Below are 26,402 nucleotides of genomic sequence, written 5' to 3' on the forward strand. Positions count from 1 at the left end.
CCAAAATGTAAAGGTAATAGAATTGCTCGTATAGAATTACTCGTAGATTCACTTTATTTCGTTACTTGTGGACAGTAATAGCCTTATAGGAATGGGGTAAAGGTTTCAATTTATTAGGGGGAGTGGTTTTATGTTAAACAAAAAAATGGTGGCAATGGCAATGACTGTACCATTAGTAATGGGGACGATTTCTACAGTTTCCGCATTGGAAAAGAAGCAAGTAAAGGTAGAAGCTTATTCACCACAGAAAAAAGCAGTTGAATATTTAAAAGGGAATGCCAATCAGTATGGATTAAAGCCCGACCTTTCAGACTTGCAATATATTTCTACAACAGAAACGTCAGTAGCTTCATATGTTAGGTTCCAACAAATAGTAAATGGCGCGCCTGTATTTTCAAAACAAATTACGGTTACTCTTAACGGAGAGGGAAAAGGAGTACTTGCTGTTTCGGATTATCAACCTGTTACAGGTGTGAAGGAAGTAACGACAAAAATTAGTGAAAAAGATGCAATACAAAAGTCAATGGCGTATGTTGGAGAAGCGAGTGAGCAAAACTTATGGGCTCCTACAGAAAAAGAATTCGGATATATTGTTGAAGAAGGTGTCGCTCTTCCAGTATATAAAGTGGTAGTCCATTCTAATAATCCATTCGGTGCATGGGAAACATTTATTGATGCAGAAAATGGAAAGTTAATTAAAAAGGTTGATATAAACCGAAAAGCTGAAGGGTCAGGAAAAGTATTTTTACCTAACCCGGTCGTATCTAGCGGTAGTAAAGTAGGATTAAAAGATAATAATGATGCAGATTCAACAGCTCTAACGAACCAATTGAAGACTGTTACGTTAAAAGGTTTAGATGGAACAGGATTTTTAATTGGAGAGTATGTAACGATTTCTTCAAAAGCGATGACGAAATCTACAAACTTACAATTTAACTATACACGTGCAAATGATAGCTTTGAAGATGTTATGTCGTATTATCATATCGATACATTGCAGCGCTATATTCAAGGACTAGGCTTTAAAAATATTAATAATCGTTCGATTAAAGTAAATGTTAATGGTACAACGGATGATAACTCATTCTATTCTCCATCAACGAAAGCTTTAACTTTCGGTACTGGCGGAGTTGATGATGCAGAAGATGCTGGTATTATCGCGCATGAATACGGCCATTCAATTCAAGACAATCAAGTGCCTGGATTCGGTAGCTCACCAGAAGGTGGAGCAATGGGAGAAGGATTTGGTGATTTCTTAGGTGCTACTTATGAAGATGCAGTGTCGACTACAGGGTACGGAAAAGCATGTGTTGGAGAATGGGATGCGACAGCTTATTCTAGTTCGGATCCAACATGCTTACGCCGATTAGATACGAATAAAGTATATCCGAAAGATATTACGAATGAAGTACATGATGATGGGGAAATTTGGGCTCAAGGACAATACGAAATGGCACAAGTTTTTGGCCGTGATGTAGCAACAAAAATTATTTTACAATCACATTGGTCATTAACGCCAAATGCTAAATTCCGTGATGGAGCAAAAGCAATTAAGCAAGCGGATGCTCTTCTATATGGCGGACAACATGCTGCTGATATCGATCGTATTTGGGCAGCAAGAGGAATTAGTACGAATTAATATAAAAAGTCGTGGCGTTTATAAGCCACGACTTTTTAATCTACATAAGAACTGGTACTAGTAAATAAAGTAATATCAATGATAATGTGAATACATCCTCATTTACTTTTTAGATTCTTTAAAAACAAAATGCTCTTTAAATTTTCTAGACTCAACTTTTTGACCGTTTCGCATCGAGTGGAAAGGGTGTTCTTGCCACGTAATAATCACGTCAACCTCATCTGCTTTTGTAGAAATATGTAAGTTAGCATGTTCAAATCCAGTTTTGTTGCTTGCTAAACGACTTTCCTTTAGGGAAAAGAGTTCATATTTCGTTTTTGTATTTGGCTCGTTGCGGAAGACTTCAACTTGTACGTTATACACTTCGCTTTTTCCGAGATTTTTTACAGAGAAATAATATGTTTGTAATACACCTTTTTTAGGTTGCAACAATTTTTTACTCGTTTTTTTCACTTCATCAATATTCACTTGCCATTGATCAGAATGTTGAGAGATTGGTAAAGATTTTGGTGAATATGCGTACGTTTCATTTACTACAATTAGGCATAACAAAAGGAGAAAGAAACTAATTACTTTTTTCATATGTACACCTCCGCTACAATTTTGCTATTAATATGCGTGAGAAACATGTAAATTATGTAATAAAATGGAAATGTATATAGGGCATGAAAAAGACTAGTGTAAATCTAAATGGGAAAATAATAATAGAACATGAAAAATACGCATATATAACGGTAGATGAAGAATCTTAAATAAAAAGGCTTGCGTTTTATAAAATAAAGAGATAGAATACTCTGTAAATATAAAAAGTGATGATCAGGAAAAGTACATGATGCAAAGGTCTACAGAGAGCAATCGGTTGCTGGGAAGATTGCGATACCGCATGATGGAAAGACACCTGTGAGTGTTGCTTTGAACGTGATTATTAGTAAAAGCAAACGGTACCTACCGTTATCAGGGCTAAGATGGTCATTGTGACAATTTGGGTGGTACCGCGGAAAAAATCCGTCCCTATTTCTAGGGGCGGATTTTTGTATTCTTTGAAAGGAGGTGAGTGAACGTGGATGACGACGATGACAACAATAACGTAAATAAAATGAAAACTATTGGAGGGAAATATAATGGGGCAAATAATGAAACGTTCACTCACTCAAGCGTGTACGGAGCATGTTGGAAAAGTGGTACTCTTACAAGGGTGGGTAAAAAAGATTCGTCATCTAGGTAATGTTAGTTTTTTATTATTACGGGACCGAACGGGAGTTATTCAATGTGTATTAGAAAACGAGTTAGCCGGATACAAAGTTGATGTAGAAAGTGTCGTTCAAATAGTTGGTGAAATTGTAGAGACTTCGAAAACAGAATTAGGGGTTGAAGTACTTGCTCATGAAGTGAAAGTATTAAATGGTGCAGAACAACTTCCATTTGAATTAAATAAAAAGAAATTACAAGTTGGTTTAGATCAACTATTGAATGAACGAGTATTATCGTTAAGACATGAGCGAACCGCGGCGATATTTAAAGTGAAAGCTACACTCGCTCAAAGTTTTAGTGACTATTTAACAGAGAACGATTTCATACGTATATTTACGCCGAAAATTGTTTCGCAAGGGGCAGAAGGAGGAGCGAATGTTTTTAAGCTTCCATATTTCCAAAAAGAAGCTTATTTAGCTCAATCACCACAGTTTTATAAACAAATGATGGTAGCGGGAGGATTGGAACGTGTTTTTGAAATTGCACCTGTTTACAGAGCGGAACATCACAACTCTTCCCGTCATTTGAATGAATATATATCGTTAGACGTAGAGCTTGGATTTATCGATGATTTTCATGAAGTGATGCAATTAGAAACGGATGTTTTACGATATATGTTTCAGCAAGTAGGAGAAACATGTGAGAAAGAACTACAACAATTACAAATAGAAGTACCTGTCATTACTGAAATACCGAAAATTACATTGTCAGAAGCACAAGAGATTTTGAAAAGTAAGTATCGAAAAGAATCACCGATTGGAGATTTAGATACAGAAGGTGAAAAGTTACTAGGGAAATATGTGAAAGAAACATATAATAGTGAATTTGTTTTCATTACACATTATCCGAAAGAAGCGAGACCGATGTATACGATGCCGAATAACGAGAATCCATCTATTACTGATTCGTTCGACTTACTATATAAAGGATTAGAAATAACATCAGGAGCACAGCGAATTCATAATTATAATCTATTACTCGCATCTTTTAAAGAAAAAGGATTACACCCAGAGAAATTTCAATCTTATTTAAATACATTCCGATACGGTTGTCCACCGCATGGCGGTTTCGGTATTGGGTTAGAAAGGATTGTATATAAACTTTTAGAATTAACGAACGTACGAGAGGCGAGTGCTTTTCCGAGAGATTGTACACGTCTTACACCATAAAAAAGAACCTTCGCGATTATCGCGAAGATTCTTTTTTAATGTTCTTTTATTTTTACATTGAAAGTTTATAAAAAATCTTTTCGACAAAAAAATTAATATATACCTTGACAGTTATAAATATAACCGATATACTTCATATTAATTTCAAAAGAAAATATATTCTAAATATTAAAATGTGTTGAATAGGAGTAGTAAGGTCATGTATTTGTGCAGAGAGCTATGGGTTGGTGCGACATAGTCAAATGACATCCTGAACTCGCCTAGGAGCAGTAAGGTGGAACGGAATTACATTCTTAGTAAATCTTAACGGTTAACCTTCGATATTAGGTTTGTAATCAAACGATTACTACTAAGGTGGATTCATAATGGAATCAATAAGGGTGGTACCGCGTTAAGTAAATGGCTTAGCGTCTCTTTTTATAAAGAGATGCTGAGCCATTTTTTATTTTATAGAAAAAGAAATGGAGGGTTTATTCGGATAGGTATATAAAATTTAATTATTTATATAAAAAGATTTAATTAGGAGGAAAATAAGATGAAACAGACGGAGCAATGGACTTCGAAATTAGGATTTATAATGGCTGCAGCAGGATCAGCAATTGGATTAGGCGCAATATGGAAGTTTCCTTATATCGCTGGGAAGAGCGGGGGAGGAGCATTCTTTTTAATCTTTATATTATTTACTGTGTTAATTGGACTACCACTATTAATAGCTGAATTTATGATTGGACGCAGTACACAGAAACAAGCAGTTGGCGCATTTAAAAGTATTGCACCAAATACAGGGTGGCACTGGATTGGACGCCTTGGCGTTGGAACGTGTTTTATATTACTTTCGTTTTATAGTGTTGTAGGTGGATGGGTATTGATTTATTTATTTAGAGGAGTAACTGGACAACTTATTACTCCGGGACAAAATTACGGTGCATTATTTACTGAAACAATTGGAAATCCCGCTTGGGCTATTACTGGACATTTCGCTTTTATGTTCATTACGATATGGGTTGTATCAAAAGGTGTACAAAACGGAATTGAAAAAGCAAGTAAATATATGTTACCAGCATTGTTCGTTTTATTTGTCGCCCTTATTATTCGTTCATTAACATTGGATAATGCAATGCAAGGTGTGAAGTTTTTCTTACAACCAGATTTCTCAAAGATTACTTCAGAAAGTATTTTGTTCGCAATGGGCCAATCGTTCTTTGCGATTAGTATCGGAATATCAATCATGGTTACGTATAGTTCCTATTTAAATAAAAAAGAAAGTTTACCAAAATCAGCAATAACAATTGTTGGATTGAATTTATTTGTTTCTTTATTTGCAGGTCTTGCAATTTTTCCAGCAGTATTTTCATTAGGAATGGAGCCGACGGAAGGGCCTGGATTGCTATTTATCGTATTACCATCTGTATTTAGTCAAATTCCATTTGGCGGATTGTTCTTAACGGTATTTCTTGCGCTATTTACATTTGCCACATTAACATCGGCGTTTTCTCTACTAGAGACGGTTGTTTCAGCATTAGCAAATGGTGAACAAGAAAGAAGAACGAAACTATCATGGATCATTGGTTTCTGTATTTTCTTAGTAGGTATACCATCTGCGTTATCATTTGGAGTATGGAGTGATATTACGATTTTTGGTAAGAATATTTTTGATGCGGTAGACTTTTTATCTAGTAATATATTAATGCCACTAGGAGCGCTATTTATTAGTATTTTCGTATCATTCAAAATGGAAAAGAAGGTGCTAGAAGCAGAATTTTTTGTAGGTGGAAATTACGGAAAGAAAGTATTTACTTGTTGGGCATTTTTACTTCGGTTTGTAGCGCCACTTGCCATCATCATCGTCTTTTTAAATGTAATAGGAATTATTTAACATTAAATGTTATAATATACAGTAAAAAAGAAGGTGATGATTATAAAGGCGAATTTGATAGAAGCAGGGAAATACATGGACATTAGAGGGAAGAAGTTATATGTTGAAGCACATGGAAACCCTAAAAGTAAGCCTGTATTATACTTGCACGGCGGTCCAGGAGAGAGCTGTTATGATTTTTCATTTCATCAAGCGGAACGTTTAAAAGATTCTTTATATGTAATTATGATAGATCAAAGAGGTGTTTGTCGCTCAGATGAAATTCTTGAGGACGAAGCTTTTGGATTAAATGATTTGATTGAAGATTGTGAAGAACTAAAAAAAGTATTGCAAATTGAGAAGTGGTCTGTAATTGGACATTCTTTCGGTGGATATGTAGCATTGTTATATGCATCGATATATCCAAGTTCAATAGAGAAAATAATATTTGAAGGACCAACTTTCGATTTTGCATTAACAAGTAGAGCTTTGTTACAAAAGACAGGGGATTTATTAAAAAAGTATGGAAAAGAAGAAGTAGCAGAAGAGTCCATCGCTTATTCATCTAGCAATGCTAGTTCCGAAGAGTTGCTTGAAGCTTATATAAGATTAAGCGATGAATTAGAAGAAAAAAGAATGGAGATTTACAATAATAAGGAAGATAGGACAGATGAGAGTTTATACAGTGATCAAGAGTGGGAAATATTTTCAAAACGCTCCAAGATTCATTTTGATAGATTAAAATTAGAAGGCGCATGTCATACATCATTATTATCCAAAATAAAAGATGTACAAAATCCAATGTTATTACTTGTAGGAAAACATGATGTAGTAACGTGTGAAAAACAAATTGAAATATTTAATAAAGATGCTCGAAACGGCAAGTATATTGCATTTGAAGAGAGCGGTCATTCACCTCATTATGAGGAAGCAGATAGATTCGCAGAAACAGTCATGTATTTTTTGAAATGAAGAAAAGGGTGCTTCTATTAATGAGAAGCACCCTTTCTAAATTTCTGGATATGTGATTGTTATGTTAGGCCATTTACTTTGCCAATTCTTTTTAATAACTCTGTTTTTGTACATATGTATACGTCCTTTTGATTCGAGAAAATGAGCTGTTGGTCTCACTTGTAATGAAAGAACATCTTCAATACCGCACGGAGCTGTTAATATAACATTGTTTTTTTCGTCTAATGTAACCCCTAAAGCCGTTGCTGTTTCAGGGAATTTAGAAATAGCATCAACAGAAGAAGAATATGGTGGCATGTTGTTCACCACATGCATACGAGCTTGATTTTTAACCGACCAAGGTATAGAAGCATCCATATTTGTTAGTGTTTTCTCTACGGATTGTTCATATGTCTCGTCTTTATGTAATGGATCAAAATAGATGACATCAACGTCCGGTGTAGCAGTTCTTACTTCGTAGTTATGCAAAGTATCCCAAAGTTTAGAACGAACAAAACCGGCGCAAATCCACCAATCAGGTAGCTCTAGTGATTTTGCTATGTGTAATACGTTCATCATCCATTTGTCGTTTTCTATTAAGCGAATTACATCTTGTTCTGTTTGTATCTTCATTGATAAATTCACCTTCCTAGTAAATTAATGCATCAGTTCAATAATCCATAAAATCCAGTAAGCACCTGGTACGAACAACAGTTGTGCGAGTAAAGTACCGAGAAGTCTAGATATCATTAACCAACCATACATTTTACTCATAGATTCAGCACCATTTTCTGATTGTAAAGCACGCTCGGTTAATAGAGCAATGCGTGGATCGAGCAATACTGTTAATAAAATAGTAGCAAAACCATTCACAAGGCCAGAAGCTGTACTTGCATTTGTTGCGTAATCTGGATTTAGAAAAGAAGCATAAAGGGCAGAAAGAACACCTGCTGTATAAATTGCAGTAGCAAACATGTTAATAAGCATAATACGCTTTGGAATACCACCGATACGCAATCTATGAATCATTTCAAATCTTGGAAAGCGCACATATTTTTTTGTGTACTTTAATTTTTGAATGTTATTTGTTTTCATCATTCGAATGAAAGAACCATCTGTTTCAAAGTTTTGAATGACATATCCAAATAGTTTTGTCAAAGTTGGATAAAGAATAATCGCAAGTAATGTACCTATGGAAGCAGATAATAGTACAAGTCGTATAGTATGCTCTAAATTAATAGAAGCATCTCGTTTTGCTTCATCGACAATCCCGCCAATTAAAAAGGCTTGTAGTAAATTTGAAGTTCTTGAAATAAGTAATACCATTCCTACGACAGATAAGGCAACGACAATCTTTTTTAAACGAACACCAGCTAATCGAATACTATAAGAACTAGTTTCGACTGCGTGGATGACAATTGTGAAAGCCATTATAAAAATTAACGTAATTGACATTTGTTTCACCAGTTTCTATTGAATTAATTGTAACTTTCTTACTTTATCATATCTATCCGTCTAATGTAACCGAAACTATGTAACATAGAAAAAGTGATTTTTTTGAAAAAACAAATAATGGTAGTATAGTAGAGGTAGAGTAGTAAAAAAACCTTTAGTATTACATGTAAAGTAGGATGAGTGGGGGATTAAATATGTATACAACATTTTTATTTGATTTAGATGGAACAGTAACGGATCCTAAAAAGGGGATTGTAAATTCAGTTTTGTACGCGTTAGAAGAGGTTGGAATTGAAGAATTACATGTAAGTGAGTTAGATTCATTTATTGGTCCTCCTATTCAGCAATCATTCGTAGAGAGATATAATATGAATGAAGGAGAAGTTGAACGAGCTGTTTTTTATTTCAGAGAATATTTAAAGCAACGTGGGTTGTTGGAGAATAGTGTATACGAGGGTATTCCAAATCTCCTAAAACAATTAAAAGATAACGGAAATCGTTTATTTATAGCTACTTCAAAGCCTACTATTTTTGCTAGACAAGTAATAGAGCATTTTCAACTAACGAATTATTTTGAAGATATCATTGGAAGTAATTTAAATGGAACAAGAATAAAAAAAGAAGAAATAATTGCACATATTTTACTTCAGAATGAAGGACTTAATAAAGAGGAAGTTGTTATGATTGGAGATAGAAAGCACGATATAATAGGTGCAAATCATAATGGAATTGCTTCAATTGGCGTTTTATATGGCTATGGTAGTGAAAATGAGTTGATTGAAGTTAGTTCGACCCATATAGCGAAGGATATAGAAGAACTACACCATTTTTGTATAGAAAATAGTTTAATAAAAAAATAAAAATAGAGACTAACAATCCCTTTATAACGTATGACGATGAAATCGTTTTTGTTTAAAGGGATTTTTCATATGTAATCGAATATGTATAATTAGACATTTTAGTATGAAAAATTTGTATGAATTAGAGGAGGGATGTCAGAAATGAAAGATTAGTAGAAATTTATCAAAAAAAGATTGAATTTTCAGTTTAAAGGAGGGGTATAATTGGATCTAGTTATTATATTATTAGCACTTAGCTTACTTATGTTTGTAGCCTATAGAGGGTTTTCTGTTATTTTATTTGCACCAATTTTTGCATTATTTGCGGTGTTTTTGACAGAACCTAGTTTTGTATTACCTTTCTTTTCTAATATTTTTATGGAGAAAATGGTAGGGTTTATTAAACTATATTTCCCGGTGTTTTTACTTGGAGCAATTTTTGGGAAAGTAGTAGAAATGTCAGGAATTGCTGATTCTATTGCAAAGACGATTGTAGAGTTGGTTGGAGAAAAACGTACAATTTTAGCGATTGTTTTAATGGGTGCTATTTTAACATATAGTGGTGTTAGTGTATATGTAGTGGTATTTGCTATATTTCCGTTTGCAGCTAAGCTTTTTCGACAAGCTAATATTCCAAAACGCTTAATACCTGGAACAATTGTCCTTGGAGCAGTAACATTTACAATGGATGCGCTCCCTGGATCACCACAAATTCAAAATGTAATACCTACAACATTTTTTAAAACGGATATTTATGCTGCACCGATACTTGGTATTGTAGGGGCAATTTTTGTACTCACGTTAGGTTTATTATATTTAGAGAGTAGGCGTAAGAAGGCAAAAGCAGCAGGTGAAGGATATTTTGGTTTTAACGATGGGAATACTGAAATGGCAGCATCTTTGGAATTAGAGCAGAAAGAAATACCGCTGTTAAATAGTTTAGAAATTACGAGGGCACAACAACTTATTGCTTTTATACCACTTATTTTAGTAGGTGTAATGAATAAAGTGTTTACTATTATGATACCGAAGTGGTATCCGAACGGTTTTGACTTTTCAGCAATTGGTATGAAAGCATTTGGAAAAGTAGAATTGAGTGCGGTAGTTGGAATATGGTCTGTAGAATTGGCACTTATAATAGGAATTTTAACAACTCTTTTATTATACTGGAGACGGGTAGTAACAGGGTTTCAAGCTGGATTGAATACAAGTATTGGTGGAGCACTACTTGCAACAATGAACACTGGAGCAGAATTTGGTTTCGGTGGTGTCATTGCAGCACTTCCAGGTTTTGCAATTATGAGAGATGGCATTTCTGCAACGTTCACAAATCCTTTAGTGAATGGAGCGGTAACGACGAATATTTTAGCCGGTATTACAGGTTCTGCATCAGGAGGAATGGGGATTGTTTTAAGTGCGATGGGGGATAAATTTATTGCAGCAGCCAATCAATTTGATATCCCATTAGAAGTTATGCACCGTATCGTATCAATGGCATCAGGAGGAATGGATACATTACCACATAACGGGGCTATTATTACTATTCTTACAGTAACAGGTTTAACACATAAACAGTCATATAAAGATATATTTGCTATTACAGTTTTGAAAACGCTTGCTGTGTTTTTAGTTATCGCATTCTATAGTATTACAGGAATTTATTAAAAATAGATACTATATGAATTGTAAAGGTTTATTTAGTTGTTATTTTATAAACTAAACATTAATAAGGGTAAGAAGGGGTGGAGTATTTGCAAGAAGTTGCTGAGTTTCGTATGCCGAAGTCTGTACTATATGGAAGAAATTCGATTGAAAAGCTGGGGGAACAATCAAAGAAGTTTGGGAAAAGAGCTTTTATAGTTACTGATACAATTATGGAGAAATTAGGGTATGTTGAAAGGTGCATAAAACAGCTAAATAAGAAAGGGATTACTGTTATTACATATAATAAAGTGAATGCTGAGCCTACAAATTTACACGTATTAGAAGCGTTAACGATTTGTAAAGAAGGAAAGTGTGATTTTATTATCGGTATTGGTGGTGGAAGTTGTATTGATGCTGCGAAAGCAGTAGCGGTGTTATATACTAATGGTGGAGCAATTGAATATTACGTCCAAAAAGATGTTGAAATAGAAAATGATCCACTACCACTCATTGCAATTCCAACAACTTCAGGTACTGGGTCAGAAGTAACAAGTGTAGCAGTAATTACGAATAAAAAAACAGATGTAAAAATGATGATGAAGCATCCGAGTTTTACCCCGCAAGTAGCGATTATTGACCCGATATTAACAAGTTCGGTACCACCTCATATTACGGCAGCGACAGGTATAGATGCATTATGCCATGCAATTGAAGCATATATTTCTAAATTTTCTCAACCACTTACAGATGTACTTGCTCTTTCGGCTATTGAAAGTATTATGAAATATTTACGTATTGTATATGAAGATGGAGGTAATATGGAAGCAAGGGAAGCAATGATGATCGCTTCATTACAAGCTGGAATTGCATTCTCAAATGCATCTGTTACATTAGTTCATGGAATGTCAAGACCAGTAGGGGCGTTATTTCATGTACCACATGGTATATCAAATGCAATACTATTACCTACAGTTTTAGAATATACAAAAGTGAGTGCAACAAAAAGACTAGCGGAAATTGGACGTTGTTTAAATAAAGATATGTATTCCTATTGTGATGAAGAAGTAGCCGATTATACGCTGAGGGAAATAAAAAAACTTTGTTTTGATCTTCGTATTCCAAATTTAAAAGAATACGGAATCGGTGAGGTTGAATTTGAAAATGTTATTTCAAAAATGGCCTCGGATGCAATTGAAAGTGGTAGCCCAGGAAATAATCCGCGAGTTCCTTCTTATAATGAAATTAAACAGTTGTATCGACAATGTTTTAATTATCAATATGAAGATTCTATAAAAACATTAGGGGATTAATTTCAGAATATTCACATAAAATTTTCTTGGAAATAGTTAAAACAAGACTTTATATTATAAACTTAAAGTCTTGTTTTATTGTGTATAATATACATAATAAAACATTGTTATTAGTTTAGAAAAAAGTTTAGGTAGGTGTGTTATATATGAAAACGATAGGGCTTATAGGTGGTATGAGTTGGGAATCGACTTCGGAATATTATCGAATTTTAAATGAAGAGATAAAAAGTAGATTAGGGGGATTACACTCAGCAAAATGTTTGATTAATAGTGTGGATTTTGAAGAGATTGAACGATTCCAGTCTAACGGGGATTGGGATGGAGCAGGAGAAGTATTAGGGAATGCGGCGTATTCATTGCAGAAGGGAGGAGCAGATTTTATAATCATTTGCACAAATACAATGCATAAAGTAGTGGAGAAAATAAAAGAGAATATTAACATCCCCGTATTACATATTGCTGATACTACTGCAAAAGAAATTAAAAGAAAAGGTATTCAAACGATTGGTCTACTTGGAACGAAATATACAATGGAGCAAGATTTCTATAAGTCACGTATAGAAGAGAATAATATAAAAGTAATAGTGCCAGTAGAAAAAAATAGAGAAAAATTAAATGAAATAATTTATACAGAATTATGTTTAGGAAAAATAACATCGCAATCTAGAGAATATTATAAAAGAGTCATAGAAGAGCTAGTGCAAAAAGGAGCACAGGGAATAATTTTAGGTTGTACAGAAATAGGATTATTAATAAAGCAGGAAGATGTATTAGTTCCGATATTTGATACAACTTTTATACATGCAATGGAAGCAGTAAATGTGGCTTTAGAAAATAGATTATAATTATATTATGTAAACTTAGTTCGTGTATGTGGAAAACATTCAGAAAATATTTTATAATGTAAGTGGTTACATTTAAGGGGGATTCGTATGTTTTCAGTTCAACCAATCGCATTTGTACATAATGAAAGAAAGGAAATAAAAGATGACGAATGGGGAGAAGTAAGATCCTGTATTACTTTAACTGAATTGTATACAGAGGAAAGTATACAAGGGATTGAAGAATTTTCTCATATTGAAGTTGTTTTTTATTTTCATAAAGTAACGGATGAACAAATTCAATATGTTGCTAGACATCCTAGAAATAATAATGATTATCCTAAAGTAGGCATTTTTGCACAGCGCGGGAAAAATCGCCCGAATCGCTTAGGTGTAACAATTGTAAAAGTGATAAAAAGAGACGGTAAATCAATTATTGTTGAGGGATTAGATGCTATTGATGGCACCCCTATATTGGATATAAAGCCGGTAATGAAAGAATTTATGCCGAAAGAAGAAATTCTACAGCCTAAATGGGTAACGGATATAATGAGACAGTATTGGAAGGGGAATGGAGTAAAATGAGAATATATGAGGCAACAATTGCAGATTTAGATGGACTAGCATCAGTTTTTAATAACTATCGTATGTTTTACCGACAAGATTCCGATTTAGATGGTGCAAAAGTATTTTTACAAAATCGTATCGAGAGAAAAGAATCCGTTATTTTCGTAGCAGTTGAAGACGGTGAATATATTGGATTCACGCAACTATATCCATCATTTTCTTCCATTTCAATGAAAGAATTATGGATTTTAAATGATCTGTTTGTACAAGCCGCGAAGCGCGGAACTGGAACAGGTAAAAAATTATTAGAAGCTGCTAAAAAATTCGCATTAGAAAATCGGGCAAAAGGTGTAAAATTACAAACAGAGATTGATAATTTATCAGCACAGCGATTATACGCTGAAAATGGTTATTTAAGAGATAATCGTTATTTCCATTATGAATTAACATTTTAAAAAATGTAAGATTAAAAGAGACGTTTTCAAAATGAAAACGTCTCTTTTAAATTGTATTATAGTTGATTTAATATCCAGTTTGTTGCATCTTCAAAGTTTTCTGCAATGTAGTTTGGCTCAATATGTGCCCACCTGTCTCGGTACGTATGTAAAGCATCGTATCCAGCGCCTGTTCGTACTAATATTGTTGTCGCATTCACTTTTTCACCTGCCACAATATCAGTCCAACGATCACCAACTACAGCACATTGTGTTAAATCAAGCCCATGTTTTTCCGCTGCTTTTAGAAGCATGCCTGTACTTGGTTTACGGCATTCACAACCATCACCATGTTTGTGAGGACAAACGTAAATATCATCAAAACCGAAACCTTTTAATTCTTGTACAAAATCAGCTACAGTCGCTATTCCATCCGCGATACCTGGTTGATTTGTGAAAGAGAAAATTTTTATATTTTGAGCTTTTATTTTTTGCAGAGCTGCTTTTGTAAAGGGGAATAATGTAAAAGAACCAGGGTAATGTATTGTAGTGTCGCCGCCAATTGTACCGTCACGATCAATGAAAATTGCTTTAATGTTTGTCATATTTATAGTCCCTTCAAGTAAAAAGTAGTTTAAAAATGTTTTACAAATCGATATCCATTTACTTCATAACCTAATTTTTTGTAAAAAGGATGTGCTTCTACTCTTTTTGTTCCACTAACTAGCCATGTTCCAATGCAATGATGCTTCTTTGCTAATTGTTCTGCATAATCCATTAACACCTGTCCAATGCCTTTCCGCCGTATTGTAGAATCGACGCTAATAATTGAAATTTCTCCATAACGAGTTACATCTTCTAAATTTTCGCGTATACGAAACCCGAGTAATCCAAATATAGTTTCTTCTTCCACATAAACATATAAAAAATCAAAAGGACTCATTTGTACGAATTGCAAGCGGTTGTTCATATCTTCATAGGAAATAGAGGAACCTTTTAATTCTTTCGTTAAAGAACAAAGTGCATCTATATCATCTATCGTCGCTTCACGAATTTGAAAAGACATATTATTCACTCCAATAAAATGTAATCAAACATTTAATATTCTGTTAAAAAATGTTTTTTCCTGCTATGAAAATAAATATTTTATAATGATATATATAGTTATATGTTATTCTTTTCCTTGATTGTATTGGAAATGGAAAGAAGGGGAATGTATGTTGAAGGTGAATATCCGCTCTGCTGGATATGAAATAGGTGAAAAAACAATTCATGATATTGCTTTTTCAATTGAAAAAGGTGAATTAGTTGCTCTTATTGGCGCAAATGGTGCCGGGAAAAGTACGACGATTAAAACGATGCTAGGCTTACTTGTAAATATGAATGGTGAAATATCATTTGGTGAAAAGAAAAATCCGTATGCATATGTGCCGGAACATCCAACATATTATGATTATTTGACGCTCTGGGAACATATTGAATTATTAATGGCTGCTCGTGAGAATGAAGTAGGAAGCTGGGAAAGGAAAGCTGAAGAATTATTACATATGTTTCGAATGGATAAGCATAAGCACGAGTATTTATCAAAGTTTTCAAAAGGTATGAAACAAAAATCGATGCTTATATTGGCGTTTTTAACTAAGCCGGATTTTTATATAATTGACGAACCTTTTATCGGATTAGATCCAGTAGCTACGAAAGAGTTTTTAAGTTATTTATATAAAGAAAAAGAGCGCGGGGCAGGAATTTTACTTTGTACGCACGTACTGGATACTGCTGAAAGAATTTGTGAGAGATTTTTGCTTATTTCACAAGGTACATTAGTTGCAGATGGACATCTAGAGGCTATTCAAACGTTAGCAGAAATGCCAGGGAGTTCATTATTAGACTGTTTTGATGTAATCATAAGGCGTGAACAACATGATTAAAAACCAATTTTATAAAAGATTACGCCATGAACTTGAGCGGAAATGGAAGTCCATACGTTCGGTAACAGATTGGACAGTTGCGTTATATATTATTATTCCAGCACTTATATTTATGGGAATCTATTATCGATCACTATGGATGGAAACATTATCGATGGAAGAGATTGTTTATTTCGGATTAGGTTTACTCGCATTTTATCTTGTAACATATTCCAGAGGCGTTCGCTCGTTTTTTGAACAAGCAGATAGTTTATTTTTAATTTCGTATCCAACTCATATGCGAAAATTAATTCAGTATGGCATGATATATACATTTATTCGAATAGCAATAACGAATGTAATGGTAGTAGTTGTTATGTTACCGGTGTTAATGAAAAGTATCGGAGCGACAAAGATACAAATCGTATTATTTTGGACATTCTTTACTGTATTTCGATTTATGTTGTCGTTGTTGACGAGATTTATACATATACGTGTCGGGAAACGATGGGTTTTATGGATTATAAAAAATGTAATATTTTCTATGAGCTTATCCTTTTTTGGAATGAGTCTATTTTTCACTTATAAAAATCCATTGTATTCAATACTATTTATCGGTTTAGCAGTTTTCCTAACTATAGTATTAGTAAAAGAAAAGATGAATTATAAAAATTACTTTTTTAAAGAAGTTGAGAAAGAAAAAGAAGAAAGTATGCGTTGGACGAGCGGTATTATGCAAGTTGGTGGCCATGCTACTAAGCCGAGTAGTTCAAATAAAAAACCGTGGATGTTTCCACATTCTAAAAGACTTTTAGGGAAAAAAGCTGATTCGCGTATTGTTGAATCTTTTTTGAAAGAATTTTTCCGTACAAGTAGTGCACGAATATTTTATATTCAAATTGTATGTATAAGCACTGTAAGTATTATGATGAGTCCGAGGTGGATTGCAGCTATTATTCTTGTATTTGCTTTAGTTGCAATTTCTCGCTATGCGCGTGATTATTGGAATGAATTTACGAAAAAGATGTTTCTTCATTTATATTGTGATGAAGGAAAATTACTTTTGTTAAGATGGAAGGCGGATCGCTGTTTACTACTTCCGGCAATATTTTTGTACGGCATAGTTATACTTTCTCAGTTTTATTTATTGCCAGCTGTGATCGGTGGCGTTGTTTTTATTTTATTAATTGTATGGATTATATTTTTCCCATTAAAAAAGAGCCATTGACGGCTCTTTTTCTAATCTGTCACACATTGATAAATAAAATATACTAAAACGAGTATGCTTGCGGCGGAATACATGACATCTAAAGTCATCTGATCGCCTCCTTATTGTTGTTGTATTTTATTGTATGAAATCTTACAATTTCATATTCAAGTGAAAAATATGTGAACGTTAACAAAATTGTAAAGTGCAAAAATTACAATCATTTTGTATAATAGAAGAAACAACCGTTATATAAAGTGAAACTTTAATCAGTGGGGGTTTTCTTCATCCCTACTGATTATTAGCCTTCACCAATCGGGCTTTTACGGGCAGTTGATCCCCCGCCTAACTTCTTTGCCTTCGCTGAATTTTGAGGTGGGGGTCTTACTTGCCCGTTAATGCGGGATAAAATATAATGAGTGAAAGGGGAGGGAACATAAATGCCAAATTGGTTTAGAAAAACCTTAGTCGCATTAATTACCGTATTTACATTTGGTTTAGTGACGCCTCCCTCCATATTGCTTGATAATGCCAAAGCTGCGGACAAGCCTACGAGCACAGCTGGGCAACAAAATTTGGAGAGTACGTCCTATACATATGAAGAAACGAATGACAGGTTAACCACCGATACTTTTATTACTTATGCAATGCAAGAAGCAGAGAAGCAGTCGATGCAAAAGTTTGGAACTAAAATTGGTCCAGTAATTGAAGATGAGTTTAAAGATGTAATATTACCGAAAATTGAAGAGGCAATTGCTGAGCTTGCCAATGATGTTCCAGAGGAGTCGTTACAATCATTATCGATTTCTCAGAAACCAGCTGGTGGAAATAATGAAAAGATTTTTCACGTTTACGATACGAAATCTGGAAATGACTTACTACGATTTCATGTAAGAAGAGATCATCCACCGCAAGATGGTTATTATTTCAATTTCCATTATCATCGTTTTGATGATGGATACTCTGGACATCATGAACTAGGAAATATTTATTGGAATACGAATGTACCGCCAAAATGGCTTTCTTAAAAAGAACAAGAGAAAATCTTGTTCTTTTTTTGTTGATAAAAGGGTAAGACAACTATGTTGTTGAATAACATATGTTTAGGAAAAAAGAAGAAAAGGGAGTATGGAAATGCAAAAATATATTGTTTTTGACTTTGATGGCACATTAGTAGATTCACAAAATATATTTGTACCGATCTATAATCAAATAGCTGAAAAGCATGGTTATAAAATAGTAAGGGAAGAAGAAATTGAGCATTTACGTAAATTAACGATGCCCGAGAGATGTAAACAACTCGATGTACCACTGTATAAACTACCGATATTAGCGTTAGAGTTTTATAAATTATATCAACCAGCTATAAAAGATCTCGTTTTGTTCCATGGGATGAAGGATGTATTAGATGAATTACATAAAAAAGGCTACGGGATTGCCGTCATATCCTCTAACTCAGAAGAGCATATTCGGGCGTTTTTACACAATAATGGTATTGAAAATATTCAAGAAGTGTATTGTTCTAAAAATTTGTTCGGTAAAGACAAAATGATAAAAAGGTTTTTAAAATCAAAAAAAATAACAGAGCAAGAAATGTTATATGTCGGTGATGAACAGCGAGATGTAGCAGCGTGTAAAAAGGCTGGTGTAAACGTAATTTGGGTATCTTGGGGGTATGATGTCATTGAAACAGTGAAAAAAGATGCACCAGATTATATGGTTCATACGCCTATGGAAATTGTACAAGTCGTACAAGGGGCACATTCTTAATATGAATACACTTCGAGCAGGTATTCATCATATTGAATTTTGGGTCGCGAATTTAGAGGAGTCTATTTCTTTTTATGATAAATTGTTTTCGATAATTGGATGGAGAAAGTTAAATGAAGTAGCATATAGTACGGGAGAAAGTGAAATATATTTTAAAGAGGTGGACGGGGAAATTGTAAGGACTTTAGGGCCTAGACATATTTGTTATCAAGCTATTCGTAGAGAAATAGTTGATGAAGTAGCAGATTTTCTTGCTAGTACAAAAGTGAAGGTAATACGTGGTCCGATAGAAATGAGTCATTATTCGGACGGATACTATACGGTTGATTTTTACGATCCGAATGGATTTATTATAGAAGTAGCGTATACACCAAATGTAGAAATGTAAGGGGAATAAACATGAAGACAATTACAGCATGGCAAAGCAATATACAAATAGTAAAGGATGCAGCAAATATTGAAGAAATTTCTAAAGGTTTCTCACCTGATAAAAAATATATCATTACGACTATTAAAGATGAAAAGTATTTGTTACGGACAGGCGATATAAAAGAGTTTGAAAGAAAGAAAATAGAGTTTCAAATTTTAAATGAAATGCAAAAACGTAGTGTGCAAGCACAAAGGCCAATTGAAATGGGTTTGTTGGAAGAAGAAGGTTTATGCTATGGTGTTTTTTCGTATATAGAAGGAGAAGATGCGAAAAAATTGTTGCCTACATATACACTAAAAGAACAATATGATATTGGTATAGAAGCAGGAAAAGATTTAGCAAAAATGCATACATATGAAGCTCTTAAGGGTATACTTCCATGGTATGAAAGAGCCATGAAAAAACATCGAAAATATTTAGAGGCATACAAAACATGCGGAATAAAAATAAAAAATGATGATAAAATCATTAAGTTTATAGATGAAAATGAAATGTATGTACAAAACCGCCCAAATCGATTTCAACACGATGATTTTCATTTAGAAAATATAATTGTGCGGGATGGGAAATATGTAGGTGTTGTTGATTTTAATGGTTATGATTGGGGCGACCCACTTCATGATTTCGTAAAAATTGCACTATTTGCAAGGGACATTAGTATTCCGTATTCCATTGGACAAATTACGGGATATTATAACGGGAAAATACCGGATGAGTTTTGGAGATTATATGCGGTATACGTTGGAATGACGGTTTTCTCTTCAGTTGTTTGGAGTTTACGAGCAGCACCGCATATGTTAGAGGATACGTTAGAACGCCTTGCTATTGTTTTAGAGGATCATAAAAACTTTGAATTATCGAAGCCGATTTGGTTTGGTAGTGAAATGATAAATGAAGAATAGGAAAAGTAGGTGTGTTATCTGACACCTACTTTTTTATTATTAAAATAATTATTTAATTTTCTTAAATGCAAGCGGCTGAGTACTTAACGTAGCTGGCACATGTAACTGAAGGGATGGAAATTCACCACTCACACTCATTTCATAAGCGAATAATAAACTCATTTTCATTCGGAATAAGTCAACTTTTGCAGAGAAGATGTCGTAATGATGATGTGTTAATTGAATGTCCATTTCCATGAATTGCACAAATAATGAATCATCTCGCTTGTATACTTGTAATGTTCCGTATGCAGGATGTTCGAAAGTACCAGTATAATCCTCTAATTTGTGAGAAGGTGTAGTCCCTTTAATTTGCTCAGGAAGGGATTCAGTTGCTTCTTTCATCATTTCCTTCATTTTTTCAGTATCTTCTACAGCACGTTTATGCCAATCGATGCCTTCTAATTCAAGTAGCTCGTCATAAATTTGGTTAGCAAGATAAGTAGGAAGTAATGTGCCTCCAGCATTCGTTAAAATGACAAGACCTACATTTTCTTTTGGCATGAATGAAACAAGTGCCGAAAATCCATCAATATTACCGCCATGATGAATCACTTTATTACCACGATAAGCGCTAATAAACCAACCGAGGCCGTAACTATTTAATGGAGATTCAGGGAGTGATAGAACTGGTTGATCTGGAATTGAATTGTGTGGTGTATACATTTGTTGTAATAATTCAGAGGAGATTAATTCATGATCTCCAAACTTTCCTTTGTTTAAGTGAAGAAGTACCCAATTTGCCATATCTTCAATTGTAGAATTAATACACCCAGCAGCGCCAACTGTATCGATGTTACGGAATGGAACTTCTTTTATTTCACCGTCTTTTTCAATGTAAGGTAAAGCATAATCCTCTGTAATTTGTGAATCTGTAACAGAGAAGTTTGTATGCCTCATATTTAAAGGTTCTAAAATATGTTCTGTAGCGTATTGCTCCCACGTTTGATTTGTAATGTTTTCAACAATGCAGCTAATTGTCGCATACATTAAGTTGTTATATAAAAATGCTGTTCGGAACGGTGCATCAAGTGGTAAATGTTTTATTTTTTCAACGAGATCTTTTCGAGATAAGGAAGAGCTGTACCAAAGAGCATCATGACGACTCACTCCAGTGCGGTGAGAGGCTAAATCCCGTCCTGTAACTTGTGAGGTAGCAAGTAGTTCACATAAAGAGAAGTTAGGTATATAAGACTGGACAGGAGTATCCCAATTAAACTTTTTTTGCTGTGCTAACAAGCTTAATGAAAGTGTGCCAAAAGCTTTCGTTGAGGAACCGATTGCGAACCGGGTGCTCGGTGTAACAGCCTCTTTTGTTTCTATATTTCGATAGCCGAAACCTTCTAAAAGAATAACTTCACCGTCTTTTATAACAGCTACAGAAGCACCAGGAACTTTTAAATCCTTCATCATTTTTTCAACCGTAGTTTGTAACGAAGTCATAACAGGAGTTTCAATTTTAGACATACTTCTAACCTCCAAATTTAAATTTTGTCCTACCGCACTATACTTTCGGTAATAGAAAATGAAAACCTTTTTAAATATGGAAAGTTAATAATTTTGTAAGAATTACTGAAAAAAATTTTTATTTATCAAGATTATTAAATTTGTTGTTTTTCATGTTATGATAAATTTCATATAAGATTGAAAGAAGGTTTTTCTACATATGAAACATGCTGAATATGAATACTTAAATTTATGCCGCCATGTAATGGAGCACGGTACGAAGAAAGAAGATCGTACAGGGACAGGAACTGTATCTGTATTTGGATATCAAATGCGTTTTGATCTGAGTAAAGGATTTCCTTTATTAACGACAAAGAGAGTACCATTTCGCCTTGTAGCAAGTGAACTACTTTGGTTTATGAAAGGTGATACAAACATTCGCTATTTATTGCAGCATAATAATAACATTTGGAATGAATGGGCATTTAAGAGCTGGGTAGAAAGTGACGAGTATACTGGGCCTGATATGACAGATTTCGGTCTTCGCTCACAACAAGATGAGGAATTTAAAGTGCAATATGATGAGCAAATGGACCTATTTAAAAAGAATGTTTTAGAAGATGATGATTTTTCGAATAAATATGGCTACTTAGGAGACGTATATGGCAAGCAATGGCGTGCTTGGAAAACGACGGCTGGTGAAACACTGGATCAACTAAAAGATGTAATTGAAATGATTAAAAAAACGCCAGATTCACGTCGCCTAATCGTTTCTGCTTGGAATCCTGAAGACGTACCGAGTATGGCATTACCGCCTTGTCATACGCTATTCCAATTTTATGTAGCGGACGGAAAACTTTCTTGTCAGCTATATCAAAGAAGTGGCGACATCTTCCTTGGAATTCCATTTAACATCGCAAGTTATTCACTACTAACACATTTAATTGCACATGAATGTGGTCTTGAAGTAGGAGAATTTGTTCATACAATTGGAGATGCGCATATTTATACGAATCATTTTGAACAAGTAGAAAAACAATTGGCACGTGAACCACGTCCGTTCCCGAAACTTACATTAAATCCAGATGTGAAATCTGTGTTTGATTTTGAGATGGAAGATTTAACGATTGAAGGATATGATCCACACCCAGCGATTAAAGCACCGGTTGCAGTGTAATTGTAGAGGAGATGACAAGATGATTGTTTCATTTATGGTCGCAATGGACGAGAATAGAGTAATTGGTAAAGATAATAACTTACCTTGGCGTTTACCGAGTGAATTACAGTATGTAAAGAAAACGACGATGGGTCACCCACTTATTATGGGGAGAAAGAACTATGAAGCAATTGGTAGACCATTGCCTGGAAGACGTAATATTATTGTAACTCGTAATGAAGGGTATCATGTAGAAGGCTGCGAAGTAGCTCATACTGTAGAAGAAGTGTTTGAACTATGTAAAAATGAAGAAGAGATTTTTATTTTTGGCGGAGCGCAAATTTATGATCTCTTTTTACCGTATGTAGACAAGTTATATATAACAAAAATCCACTACGCATTTGAAGGAGACACATTCTTCCCAGAAATGGATATGACAAATTGGAAAGAGATTTTTGTAGAAAAAGGTTTAACGGATGAAAAAAATCCGTATACGTATTATTACCATGTATACGAGAAACAACAATAATAATAAAAATTGATGTGAGTATTCGCATCAATTTTTTTATTTGTATTTATAAATGTAAGTTTATAGATGGTATTCAATAGTGCTATAATGAAAGGTAGCATGTGAAAAATGCTAAAATTTTCAAAAGTATTAATATAGAAAGAGGAGGAGAATCAGTTGAGAAAAATATGGGGGATTCTTTTTCTTTGCTTAACATTCATGTTAGTTGGATGTGGTAAAGAAGAAAAACCACAAGAAGCGTTTGATACATATGTAAAATCATGGAATAAACAAAAATTTGCAGATATGTACGATCAATTATCAGAAAATGCAAAAAAAGATATTTCCAAGAAAGAGTTTACTGAGAAATATGAAAAAATTTATTCTGGTATTGAAGTGAAAGACTTAAAGGTAGAAACAGGGGAAGTAAAAGAAGATAAAAAAGATGAAGGCCCTGTTCCTTTTAAAGTAAGCATGGATACAGTTGGTGGTAAAATCACTTTTGGTCATGAAGCAAAAATGTTGAAAGAAAAAGATGGAGATAAAGAATCTTGGAAAATAGATTGGACACCTGATTTCATTTTCCCTGGCATGACAAAAGATAGTAAAGTGCGTATGCAAACAACAGAGCCAAAACGTGGTGAAATATACGATCGTAATGGAAAAGGTCTTGCGACGAATGGGAAAGCTTCTGAGATCGGAATCGTTCCAGAAAAATTAGATGAAACTGCTCCGCAAACGAAAGAAGCAGTAGCTAAGTTGTTAAATATGTCTGTAGAAGAAATTGATCAAAAACTAACTGCTAAATGGGTAAAACCAGGGTATCTTGTACCAATTGGAATTTTACCTGAAGGGACAACGCAAAATACGTATATTGATTTACCTGGTGTTGCAACAAAACCTGTAAATGTTCGTACATATCCGTTAGGGGAAGCGGCAGCTCATCTAACTGGTTATATCGGAAAGGTAAATGCTGAAGATTTAAAAACGCTACAAAAGAAAGGCTACCAAGCTGATGAGCCAGTTGGTAAAGCTGGATTAGAGCAAGTATTGGAAGAAAAGCTACGCGGTAAAAAAGGTGGCCGTGTCTTTGTAGAAGATGCACAAGGAAAAGAAATTAAAAATTTAGCAAAAACAGAAGCTGTTGATGGAGAAAATGTAACTTTAACTATCGATAGTGCTGTTCAAGAAAAAACGTATAATGAAATGAAGGGCGAAGCTGGTTCAAGTGCGGCAATTAATCCGAAAAGTGGAGAAACAATTGCACTTGTAAGTAGTCCAGCATATGATCCTAATTTAATTGCACGAGGAACATCGAAAGCACAACGTGAAGCTTGGAATAATGATCCGAAAAAACCGATGACGAACCGATTTACACAATTATCGGTACCAGGTTCTGTATTTAAGCCAATTACAGCTGCAATCGGTCTTGAAACGAAAACGATTGATCCAAAAGAAGAATTGAAAATTGAAGGATTGAAATGGACAAAAGATTCTTCTTGGGGCAATTATTACGTAACACGTGTGAAAGATGCAAATCCGATTGATTTGGATAAGGCAATGAAATATTCGGATAATATTTACTTCGCACAAGAAGCTTTAAAAATCGGAAAAGATAAATTTATGAGTGAAGCGAAAAAATTCGGATTCGATGAGAAATTACCAATTGAATATGGATTCCCAGCTTCTAAAATCGCAAATGATGGTATTAAAAATGATATTCAAATGGCAGATACAGGATATGGTCAAGGACAAGTGTTAATGACTCCTCTTCATCTAGCTTTAACATATGCGCCAATTGTAAATGATGGAACAATTCCGTCACCATATATCATTAAAACAGATAAACAACCAAAAGCTTGGAAAGAAAATGTCATTTCAAAAGGAAATCAGGATATATTAAAAACTGCTATGACTAAAGTAATTAATGATCCGGATGGTACAGGGAAAATTGCTAAAATTGATGGTATGACCCTTGCTGGAAAAACAGGTACAGCGGAATTAAAAGTATCTAAAGAGGCCGAAGGAAAAGAACTAGGCTGGTTCGCTGCATTTGATTTAAATGCACCTGATATGGTCATTACAATGATGATTGAAGATGTAAAAGGTAGAGGTGGAAGTAACATTCCAGCTGAAAAAGTGAAACATATTTTTCAAAAATAAAGGTTGATGAAGGACTATCTCCATGAAATATGGAGGTAGTTTTTTATTTAGTTAACATTTTAAATGGAAATATATAATTTATAGATTACAAAACAACTTATTAACTTACGAAAAAAAAGTAGCTATTTTTTATTGACATGAAGCGAGAGATTTTGTATTATACTTACATAAGGTAAGTTATTTACTTTCGAATTATAAATCTCAAATTAAAGATAAAATTAAAGGGAGAGAATACAATGACAAAAGTACTATTTATCACAGCAAATCCAAATTCAGCAGAAGGTTCTTTCGGAATGGCAGTAGGAGAAGCTTTCATCGAAGCTTATAAAAACGAGCATCCACAAGACGAAGTTGTAACAGTTGATTTATTCAATACGACTGTACCAGCAATTGATGCAGATGTATTTGCTGCTTGGGGTAAATTTGCAGCAGGTGAAGGCTTTGAAACTTTAACAGAAGTTCAACAACAAAAAGTTGCAGCAATGAACACAAACTTAGAAACATTTATGCATGCAGATCGTTATGTATTCGTAACTCCAATGTGGAACTTTAGCTATCCACCAGTAGTAAAAGCATACTTAGATAACTTAGCAATCGCAGGTAAAACATTCAAATATACTGAAAATGGTCCAGTTGGCTTATTAGAAGGCAAAAAAGCACTTCACATTCAAGCAACAGGTGGCGTTTATTCTGAAGGAGCATACGCAGCTGTAGACTTCGGTCGTAATCACTTGAAAACAGTATTAGGATTCATCGGTGTAAATGAAACTGAATATATTGCAGTTGAAGGTATGAATGCTAATCCTGAAAAAGCACAAGAAATTAAAGAAGCAGCAATTGCTAACGCACGTGAATTAGCAAAACGTTTCTAATATAGAATACTTAAAAATGTCCAAACACTTGTTGTTTGGACATTTTTTCTTCTTTTTCCTTCGTTTG

General features: G+C 34.2%; 26 protein-coding genes and 2 other annotated features. Of the genes, 20 read left to right on the forward strand and 6 right to left on the reverse strand.

All coding sequences use genetic code 11. The features are described 5' to 3' along the window. The first annotated feature begins 130 nt into the window (after nt 1–130). Entirely contained in the window at nt 131–1,639 is a 1,509-nt protein-coding gene (locus JDS81_RS12370) for a M36 family metallopeptidase (protein WP_097953496.1), read from the forward strand. A 102-nt stretch (nt 1,640–1,741) separates the two neighbouring features. Here the strand turns inward: JDS81_RS12370 and JDS81_RS12375 are convergent, their stop codons facing one another. Continuing rightward, nucleotides 1,742–2,221 (reverse strand): hypothetical protein, encoded by a 480-nt coding sequence (locus JDS81_RS12375; protein ID WP_097953495.1) that lies wholly within the window; start codon nt 2,219–2,221, stop codon nt 1,742–1,744. 221 nt (nt 2,222–2,442) lie between these two features. Next, nucleotides 2,443–2,655 (forward strand) — a binding site (T-box leader). Nucleotides 2,656–2,760: 105 nt separating this feature from the next. On the opposite strand from JDS81_RS12375, the gene aspS reads away from it, so the two are divergent. From aspS to JDS81_RS12390, 3 genes are all read left to right on the forward strand, one after another. Then, nucleotides 2,761–4,059, forward strand: coding sequence for an aspartate--tRNA(Asn) ligase (gene aspS / locus JDS81_RS12380; protein ID WP_097953494.1), 1,299 nt, complete (start codon nt 2,761–2,763; stop codon nt 4,057–4,059). 169 nt (nt 4,060–4,228) lie between these two features. Further along, nucleotides 4,229–4,477, forward strand: a binding site (T-box leader). Nucleotides 4,478–4,594: 117 nt separating this feature from the next. Then, nucleotides 4,595–5,935 (forward strand): sodium-dependent transporter, encoded by a 1,341-nt coding sequence (locus tag JDS81_RS12385; protein ID WP_000814552.1) that lies wholly within the window; start codon nt 4,595–4,597, stop codon nt 5,933–5,935. Nucleotides 5,936–5,971: 36 nt separating this feature from the next. After that, a complete protein-coding gene (locus JDS81_RS12390) occupies nt 5,972–6,886 on the forward strand; it encodes an alpha/beta fold hydrolase (RefSeq protein WP_097953492.1) in 915 nt (304 codons plus the stop codon). Nucleotides 6,887–6,922: 36 nt separating this feature from the next. Here the strand turns inward: JDS81_RS12390 and JDS81_RS12395 are convergent, their stop codons facing one another. Further along, the gene (locus tag JDS81_RS12395; protein ID WP_000701725.1) at nt 6,923–7,498 is read right to left on the reverse strand and encodes a nucleotidyltransferase family protein; all 576 of its coding nucleotides are present in this window, start codon (nt 7,496–7,498) and stop codon (nt 6,923–6,925) included. A 24-nt stretch (nt 7,499–7,522) separates the two neighbouring features. Beyond that, nucleotides 7,523–8,320 (reverse strand): lipid II flippase family protein, encoded by a 798-nt coding sequence (locus JDS81_RS12400; RefSeq protein WP_000028917.1) that lies wholly within the window; start codon nt 8,318–8,320, stop codon nt 7,523–7,525. Between the two features lie 194 nt (nt 8,321–8,514). Here JDS81_RS12400 and JDS81_RS12405 point away from each other — a divergent pair, with 194 nt between their 5' ends. The 6 genes from JDS81_RS12405 to JDS81_RS12430 all read left to right on the forward strand — a co-directional run bounded on the left by JDS81_RS12405 (nt 8,515) and on the right by JDS81_RS12430 (nt 13,956). Continuing rightward, nucleotides 8,515–9,180, forward strand: coding sequence for an HAD family hydrolase (locus JDS81_RS12405; protein ID WP_097953491.1), 666 nt, complete (start codon nt 8,515–8,517; stop codon nt 9,178–9,180). 204 nt (nt 9,181–9,384) lie between these two features. Continuing rightward, nucleotides 9,385–10,824 carry a GntP family permease gene (locus JDS81_RS12410; RefSeq protein WP_097953490.1) on the forward strand — a complete coding sequence of 480 codons (1,440 nt, stop codon included), beginning with the start codon at nt 9,385–9,387 and terminating at the stop codon, nt 10,822–10,824. An 86-nt stretch (nt 10,825–10,910) separates the two neighbouring features. After that, nucleotides 10,911–12,113, forward strand: a complete 1,203-nt coding sequence (locus JDS81_RS12415) for an iron-containing alcohol dehydrogenase (RefSeq protein ID WP_097953489.1) — start codon at nt 10,911–10,913, stop codon at nt 12,111–12,113. A gap of 146 nt (nt 12,114–12,259) precedes the next feature. Next, nucleotides 12,260–12,958 (forward strand): aspartate/glutamate racemase family protein, encoded by a 699-nt coding sequence (locus tag JDS81_RS12420; protein WP_000848586.1) that lies wholly within the window; start codon nt 12,260–12,262, stop codon nt 12,956–12,958. Nucleotides 12,959–13,045: 87 nt separating this feature from the next. After that, nucleotides 13,046–13,519, forward strand: a complete 474-nt coding sequence (locus JDS81_RS12425; RefSeq protein ID WP_000493241.1) for an SAM-dependent methyltransferase — start codon at nt 13,046–13,048, stop codon at nt 13,517–13,519. Beyond that, the gene (locus tag JDS81_RS12430) at nt 13,516–13,956 is read left to right on the forward strand and encodes a GNAT family N-acetyltransferase (protein WP_097953488.1); all 441 of its coding nucleotides are present in this window, start codon (nt 13,516–13,518) and stop codon (nt 13,954–13,956) included. Before JDS81_RS12425 ends, JDS81_RS12430 begins: the two co-directional genes overlap by 4 nt. A gap of 56 nt (nt 13,957–14,012) precedes the next feature. Here the strand turns inward: JDS81_RS12430 and JDS81_RS12435 are convergent, their stop codons facing one another. Both JDS81_RS12435 and JDS81_RS12440 read right to left on the reverse strand, forming a co-directional pair. After that, nucleotides 14,013–14,540, reverse strand: a complete 528-nt coding sequence (locus tag JDS81_RS12435; protein WP_000181775.1) for an HAD-IIIA family hydrolase — start codon at nt 14,538–14,540, stop codon at nt 14,013–14,015. A 29-nt stretch (nt 14,541–14,569) separates the two neighbouring features. Beyond that, a complete protein-coding gene (locus JDS81_RS12440; protein ID WP_000009785.1) occupies nt 14,570–15,001 on the reverse strand; it encodes a GNAT family N-acetyltransferase in 432 nt (143 codons plus the stop codon). Nucleotides 15,002–15,152: 151 nt separating this feature from the next. On the opposite strand from JDS81_RS12440, the gene JDS81_RS12445 reads away from it, so the two are divergent. The 6 genes from JDS81_RS12445 to JDS81_RS12470 all read left to right on the forward strand — a co-directional run bounded on the left by JDS81_RS12445 (nt 15,153) and on the right by JDS81_RS12470 (nt 20,151). Next, nucleotides 15,153–15,863: an ABC transporter ATP-binding protein gene (locus JDS81_RS12445; RefSeq protein WP_097953487.1), complete on the forward strand. Its 711-nt coding sequence runs from the start codon at nt 15,153–15,155 to the stop codon at nt 15,861–15,863. Then, entirely contained in the window at nt 15,856–17,070 is a 1,215-nt protein-coding gene (locus tag JDS81_RS12450; protein WP_097953486.1) for an ABC transporter permease, read from the forward strand. Before JDS81_RS12445 ends, JDS81_RS12450 begins: the two co-directional genes overlap by 8 nt. Nucleotides 17,071–17,489: 419 nt before the next feature. Next, nucleotides 17,490–18,077, forward strand: coding sequence for a YpjP family protein (locus tag JDS81_RS12455; RefSeq protein WP_001134417.1), 588 nt, complete (start codon nt 17,490–17,492; stop codon nt 18,075–18,077). 106 nt (nt 18,078–18,183) lie between these two features. Then, nucleotides 18,184–18,819, forward strand: a complete 636-nt coding sequence (locus JDS81_RS12460; RefSeq protein WP_141499335.1) for an HAD family hydrolase — start codon at nt 18,184–18,186, stop codon at nt 18,817–18,819. A gap of 1 nt (nt 18,820) precedes the next feature. Then, nucleotides 18,821–19,207 (forward strand): VOC family protein, encoded by a 387-nt coding sequence (locus JDS81_RS12465; protein WP_097953484.1) that lies wholly within the window; start codon nt 18,821–18,823, stop codon nt 19,205–19,207. Nucleotides 19,208–19,218: 11 nt separating this feature from the next. Continuing rightward, nucleotides 19,219–20,151 carry an aminoglycoside phosphotransferase family protein gene (locus JDS81_RS12470; protein ID WP_097953483.1) on the forward strand — a complete coding sequence of 311 codons (933 nt, stop codon included), beginning with the start codon at nt 19,219–19,221 and terminating at the stop codon, nt 20,149–20,151. A 48-nt stretch (nt 20,152–20,199) separates the two neighbouring features. Here the strand turns inward: JDS81_RS12470 and JDS81_RS12475 are convergent, their stop codons facing one another. Continuing rightward, nucleotides 20,200–21,657, reverse strand: coding sequence for a serine hydrolase (locus JDS81_RS12475; protein ID WP_097953482.1), 1,458 nt, complete (start codon nt 21,655–21,657; stop codon nt 20,200–20,202). Between the two features lie 199 nt (nt 21,658–21,856). Here JDS81_RS12475 and JDS81_RS12480 point away from each other — a divergent pair, with 199 nt between their 5' ends. The 4 genes from JDS81_RS12480 to JDS81_RS12495 all read left to right on the forward strand — a co-directional run bounded on the left by JDS81_RS12480 (nt 21,857) and on the right by JDS81_RS12495 (nt 26,335). Then, nucleotides 21,857–22,813, forward strand: a complete 957-nt coding sequence (locus JDS81_RS12480; RefSeq protein WP_000679621.1) for a thymidylate synthase — start codon at nt 21,857–21,859, stop codon at nt 22,811–22,813. A 19-nt stretch (nt 22,814–22,832) separates the two neighbouring features. Then, complete coding sequence (locus JDS81_RS12485; RefSeq protein ID WP_097953481.1) at nt 22,833–23,321, forward strand: dihydrofolate reductase; 489 nt, start codon at nt 22,833–22,835, stop codon at nt 23,319–23,321. Between the two features lie 156 nt (nt 23,322–23,477). Beyond that, nucleotides 23,478–25,463 carry a penicillin-binding protein 3 gene (gene pbpC, locus JDS81_RS12490; protein ID WP_097953480.1) on the forward strand — a complete coding sequence of 662 codons (1,986 nt, stop codon included), beginning with the start codon at nt 23,478–23,480 and terminating at the stop codon, nt 25,461–25,463. 236 nt (nt 25,464–25,699) lie between these two features. Beyond that, nucleotides 25,700–26,335 carry an FMN-dependent NADH-azoreductase gene (locus JDS81_RS12495; RefSeq protein WP_000170037.1) on the forward strand — a complete coding sequence of 212 codons (636 nt, stop codon included), beginning with the start codon at nt 25,700–25,702 and terminating at the stop codon, nt 26,333–26,335. The last annotated feature ends 67 nt before the right edge of the window (nt 26,336–26,402 follow it).

Source organism: Bacillus cereus group sp. N31, assembly GCF_016483245.1.
Taxonomy (GTDB): Bacteria; Bacillota; Bacilli; order Bacillales; family Bacillaceae_G; genus Bacillus_A; species Bacillus_A toyonensis.

Coding starts and splice junctions, on each gene's coding strand:
- JDS81_RS12370 (WP_097953496.1), top strand. CDS start 131: ATGTTAAACAAAAAAATGGTGGCAATGGCAATGACTGTACCATTAGTA.
- JDS81_RS12375 (WP_097953495.1), bottom strand. CDS start 2,221: ATGAAAAAAGTAATTAGTTTCTTTCTCCTTTTGTTATGCCTAATTGTA.
- aspS (WP_097953494.1), top strand. CDS start 2,761: ATGGGGCAAATAATGAAACGTTCACTCACTCAAGCGTGTACGGAGCAT.
- JDS81_RS12385 (WP_000814552.1), top strand. CDS start 4,595: ATGAAACAGACGGAGCAATGGACTTCGAAATTAGGATTTATAATGGCT.
- JDS81_RS12390 (WP_097953492.1), top strand. CDS start 5,972: ATGATTATAAAGGCGAATTTGATAGAAGCAGGGAAATACATGGACATT.
- JDS81_RS12395 (WP_000701725.1), bottom strand. CDS start 7,498: ATGAAGATACAAACAGAACAAGATGTAATTCGCTTAATAGAAAACGAC.
- JDS81_RS12400 (WP_000028917.1), bottom strand. CDS start 8,320: ATGTCAATTACGTTAATTTTTATAATGGCTTTCACAATTGTCATCCAC.
- JDS81_RS12405 (WP_097953491.1), top strand. CDS start 8,515: ATGTATACAACATTTTTATTTGATTTAGATGGAACAGTAACGGATCCT.
- JDS81_RS12420 (WP_000848586.1), top strand. CDS start 12,260: ATGAAAACGATAGGGCTTATAGGTGGTATGAGTTGGGAATCGACTTCG.
- JDS81_RS12425 (WP_000493241.1), top strand. CDS start 13,046: ATGTTTTCAGTTCAACCAATCGCATTTGTACATAATGAAAGAAAGGAA.
- JDS81_RS12430 (WP_097953488.1), top strand. CDS start 13,516: ATGAGAATATATGAGGCAACAATTGCAGATTTAGATGGACTAGCATCA.
- JDS81_RS12435 (WP_000181775.1), bottom strand. CDS start 14,540: ATGACAAACATTAAAGCAATTTTCATTGATCGTGACGGTACAATTGGC.
- JDS81_RS12440 (WP_000009785.1), bottom strand. CDS start 15,001: ATGTCTTTTCAAATTCGTGAAGCGACGATAGATGATATAGATGCACTT.
- JDS81_RS12445 (WP_097953487.1), top strand. CDS start 15,153: ATGTTGAAGGTGAATATCCGCTCTGCTGGATATGAAATAGGTGAAAAA.
- JDS81_RS12450 (WP_097953486.1), top strand. CDS start 15,856: ATGATTAAAAACCAATTTTATAAAAGATTACGCCATGAACTTGAGCGG.
- JDS81_RS12455 (WP_001134417.1), top strand. CDS start 17,490: ATGCCAAATTGGTTTAGAAAAACCTTAGTCGCATTAATTACCGTATTT.
- JDS81_RS12460 (WP_141499335.1), top strand. CDS start 18,184: ATGCAAAAATATATTGTTTTTGACTTTGATGGCACATTAGTAGATTCA.
- JDS81_RS12465 (WP_097953484.1), top strand. CDS start 18,821: ATGAATACACTTCGAGCAGGTATTCATCATATTGAATTTTGGGTCGCG.
- JDS81_RS12470 (WP_097953483.1), top strand. CDS start 19,219: ATGAAGACAATTACAGCATGGCAAAGCAATATACAAATAGTAAAGGAT.
- JDS81_RS12475 (WP_097953482.1), bottom strand. CDS start 21,657: ATGTCTAAAATTGAAACTCCTGTTATGACTTCGTTACAAACTACGGTT.
- JDS81_RS12480 (WP_000679621.1), top strand. CDS start 21,857: ATGAAACATGCTGAATATGAATACTTAAATTTATGCCGCCATGTAATG.
- JDS81_RS12485 (WP_097953481.1), top strand. CDS start 22,833: ATGATTGTTTCATTTATGGTCGCAATGGACGAGAATAGAGTAATTGGT.
- JDS81_RS12495 (WP_000170037.1), top strand. CDS start 25,700: ATGACAAAAGTACTATTTATCACAGCAAATCCAAATTCAGCAGAAGGT.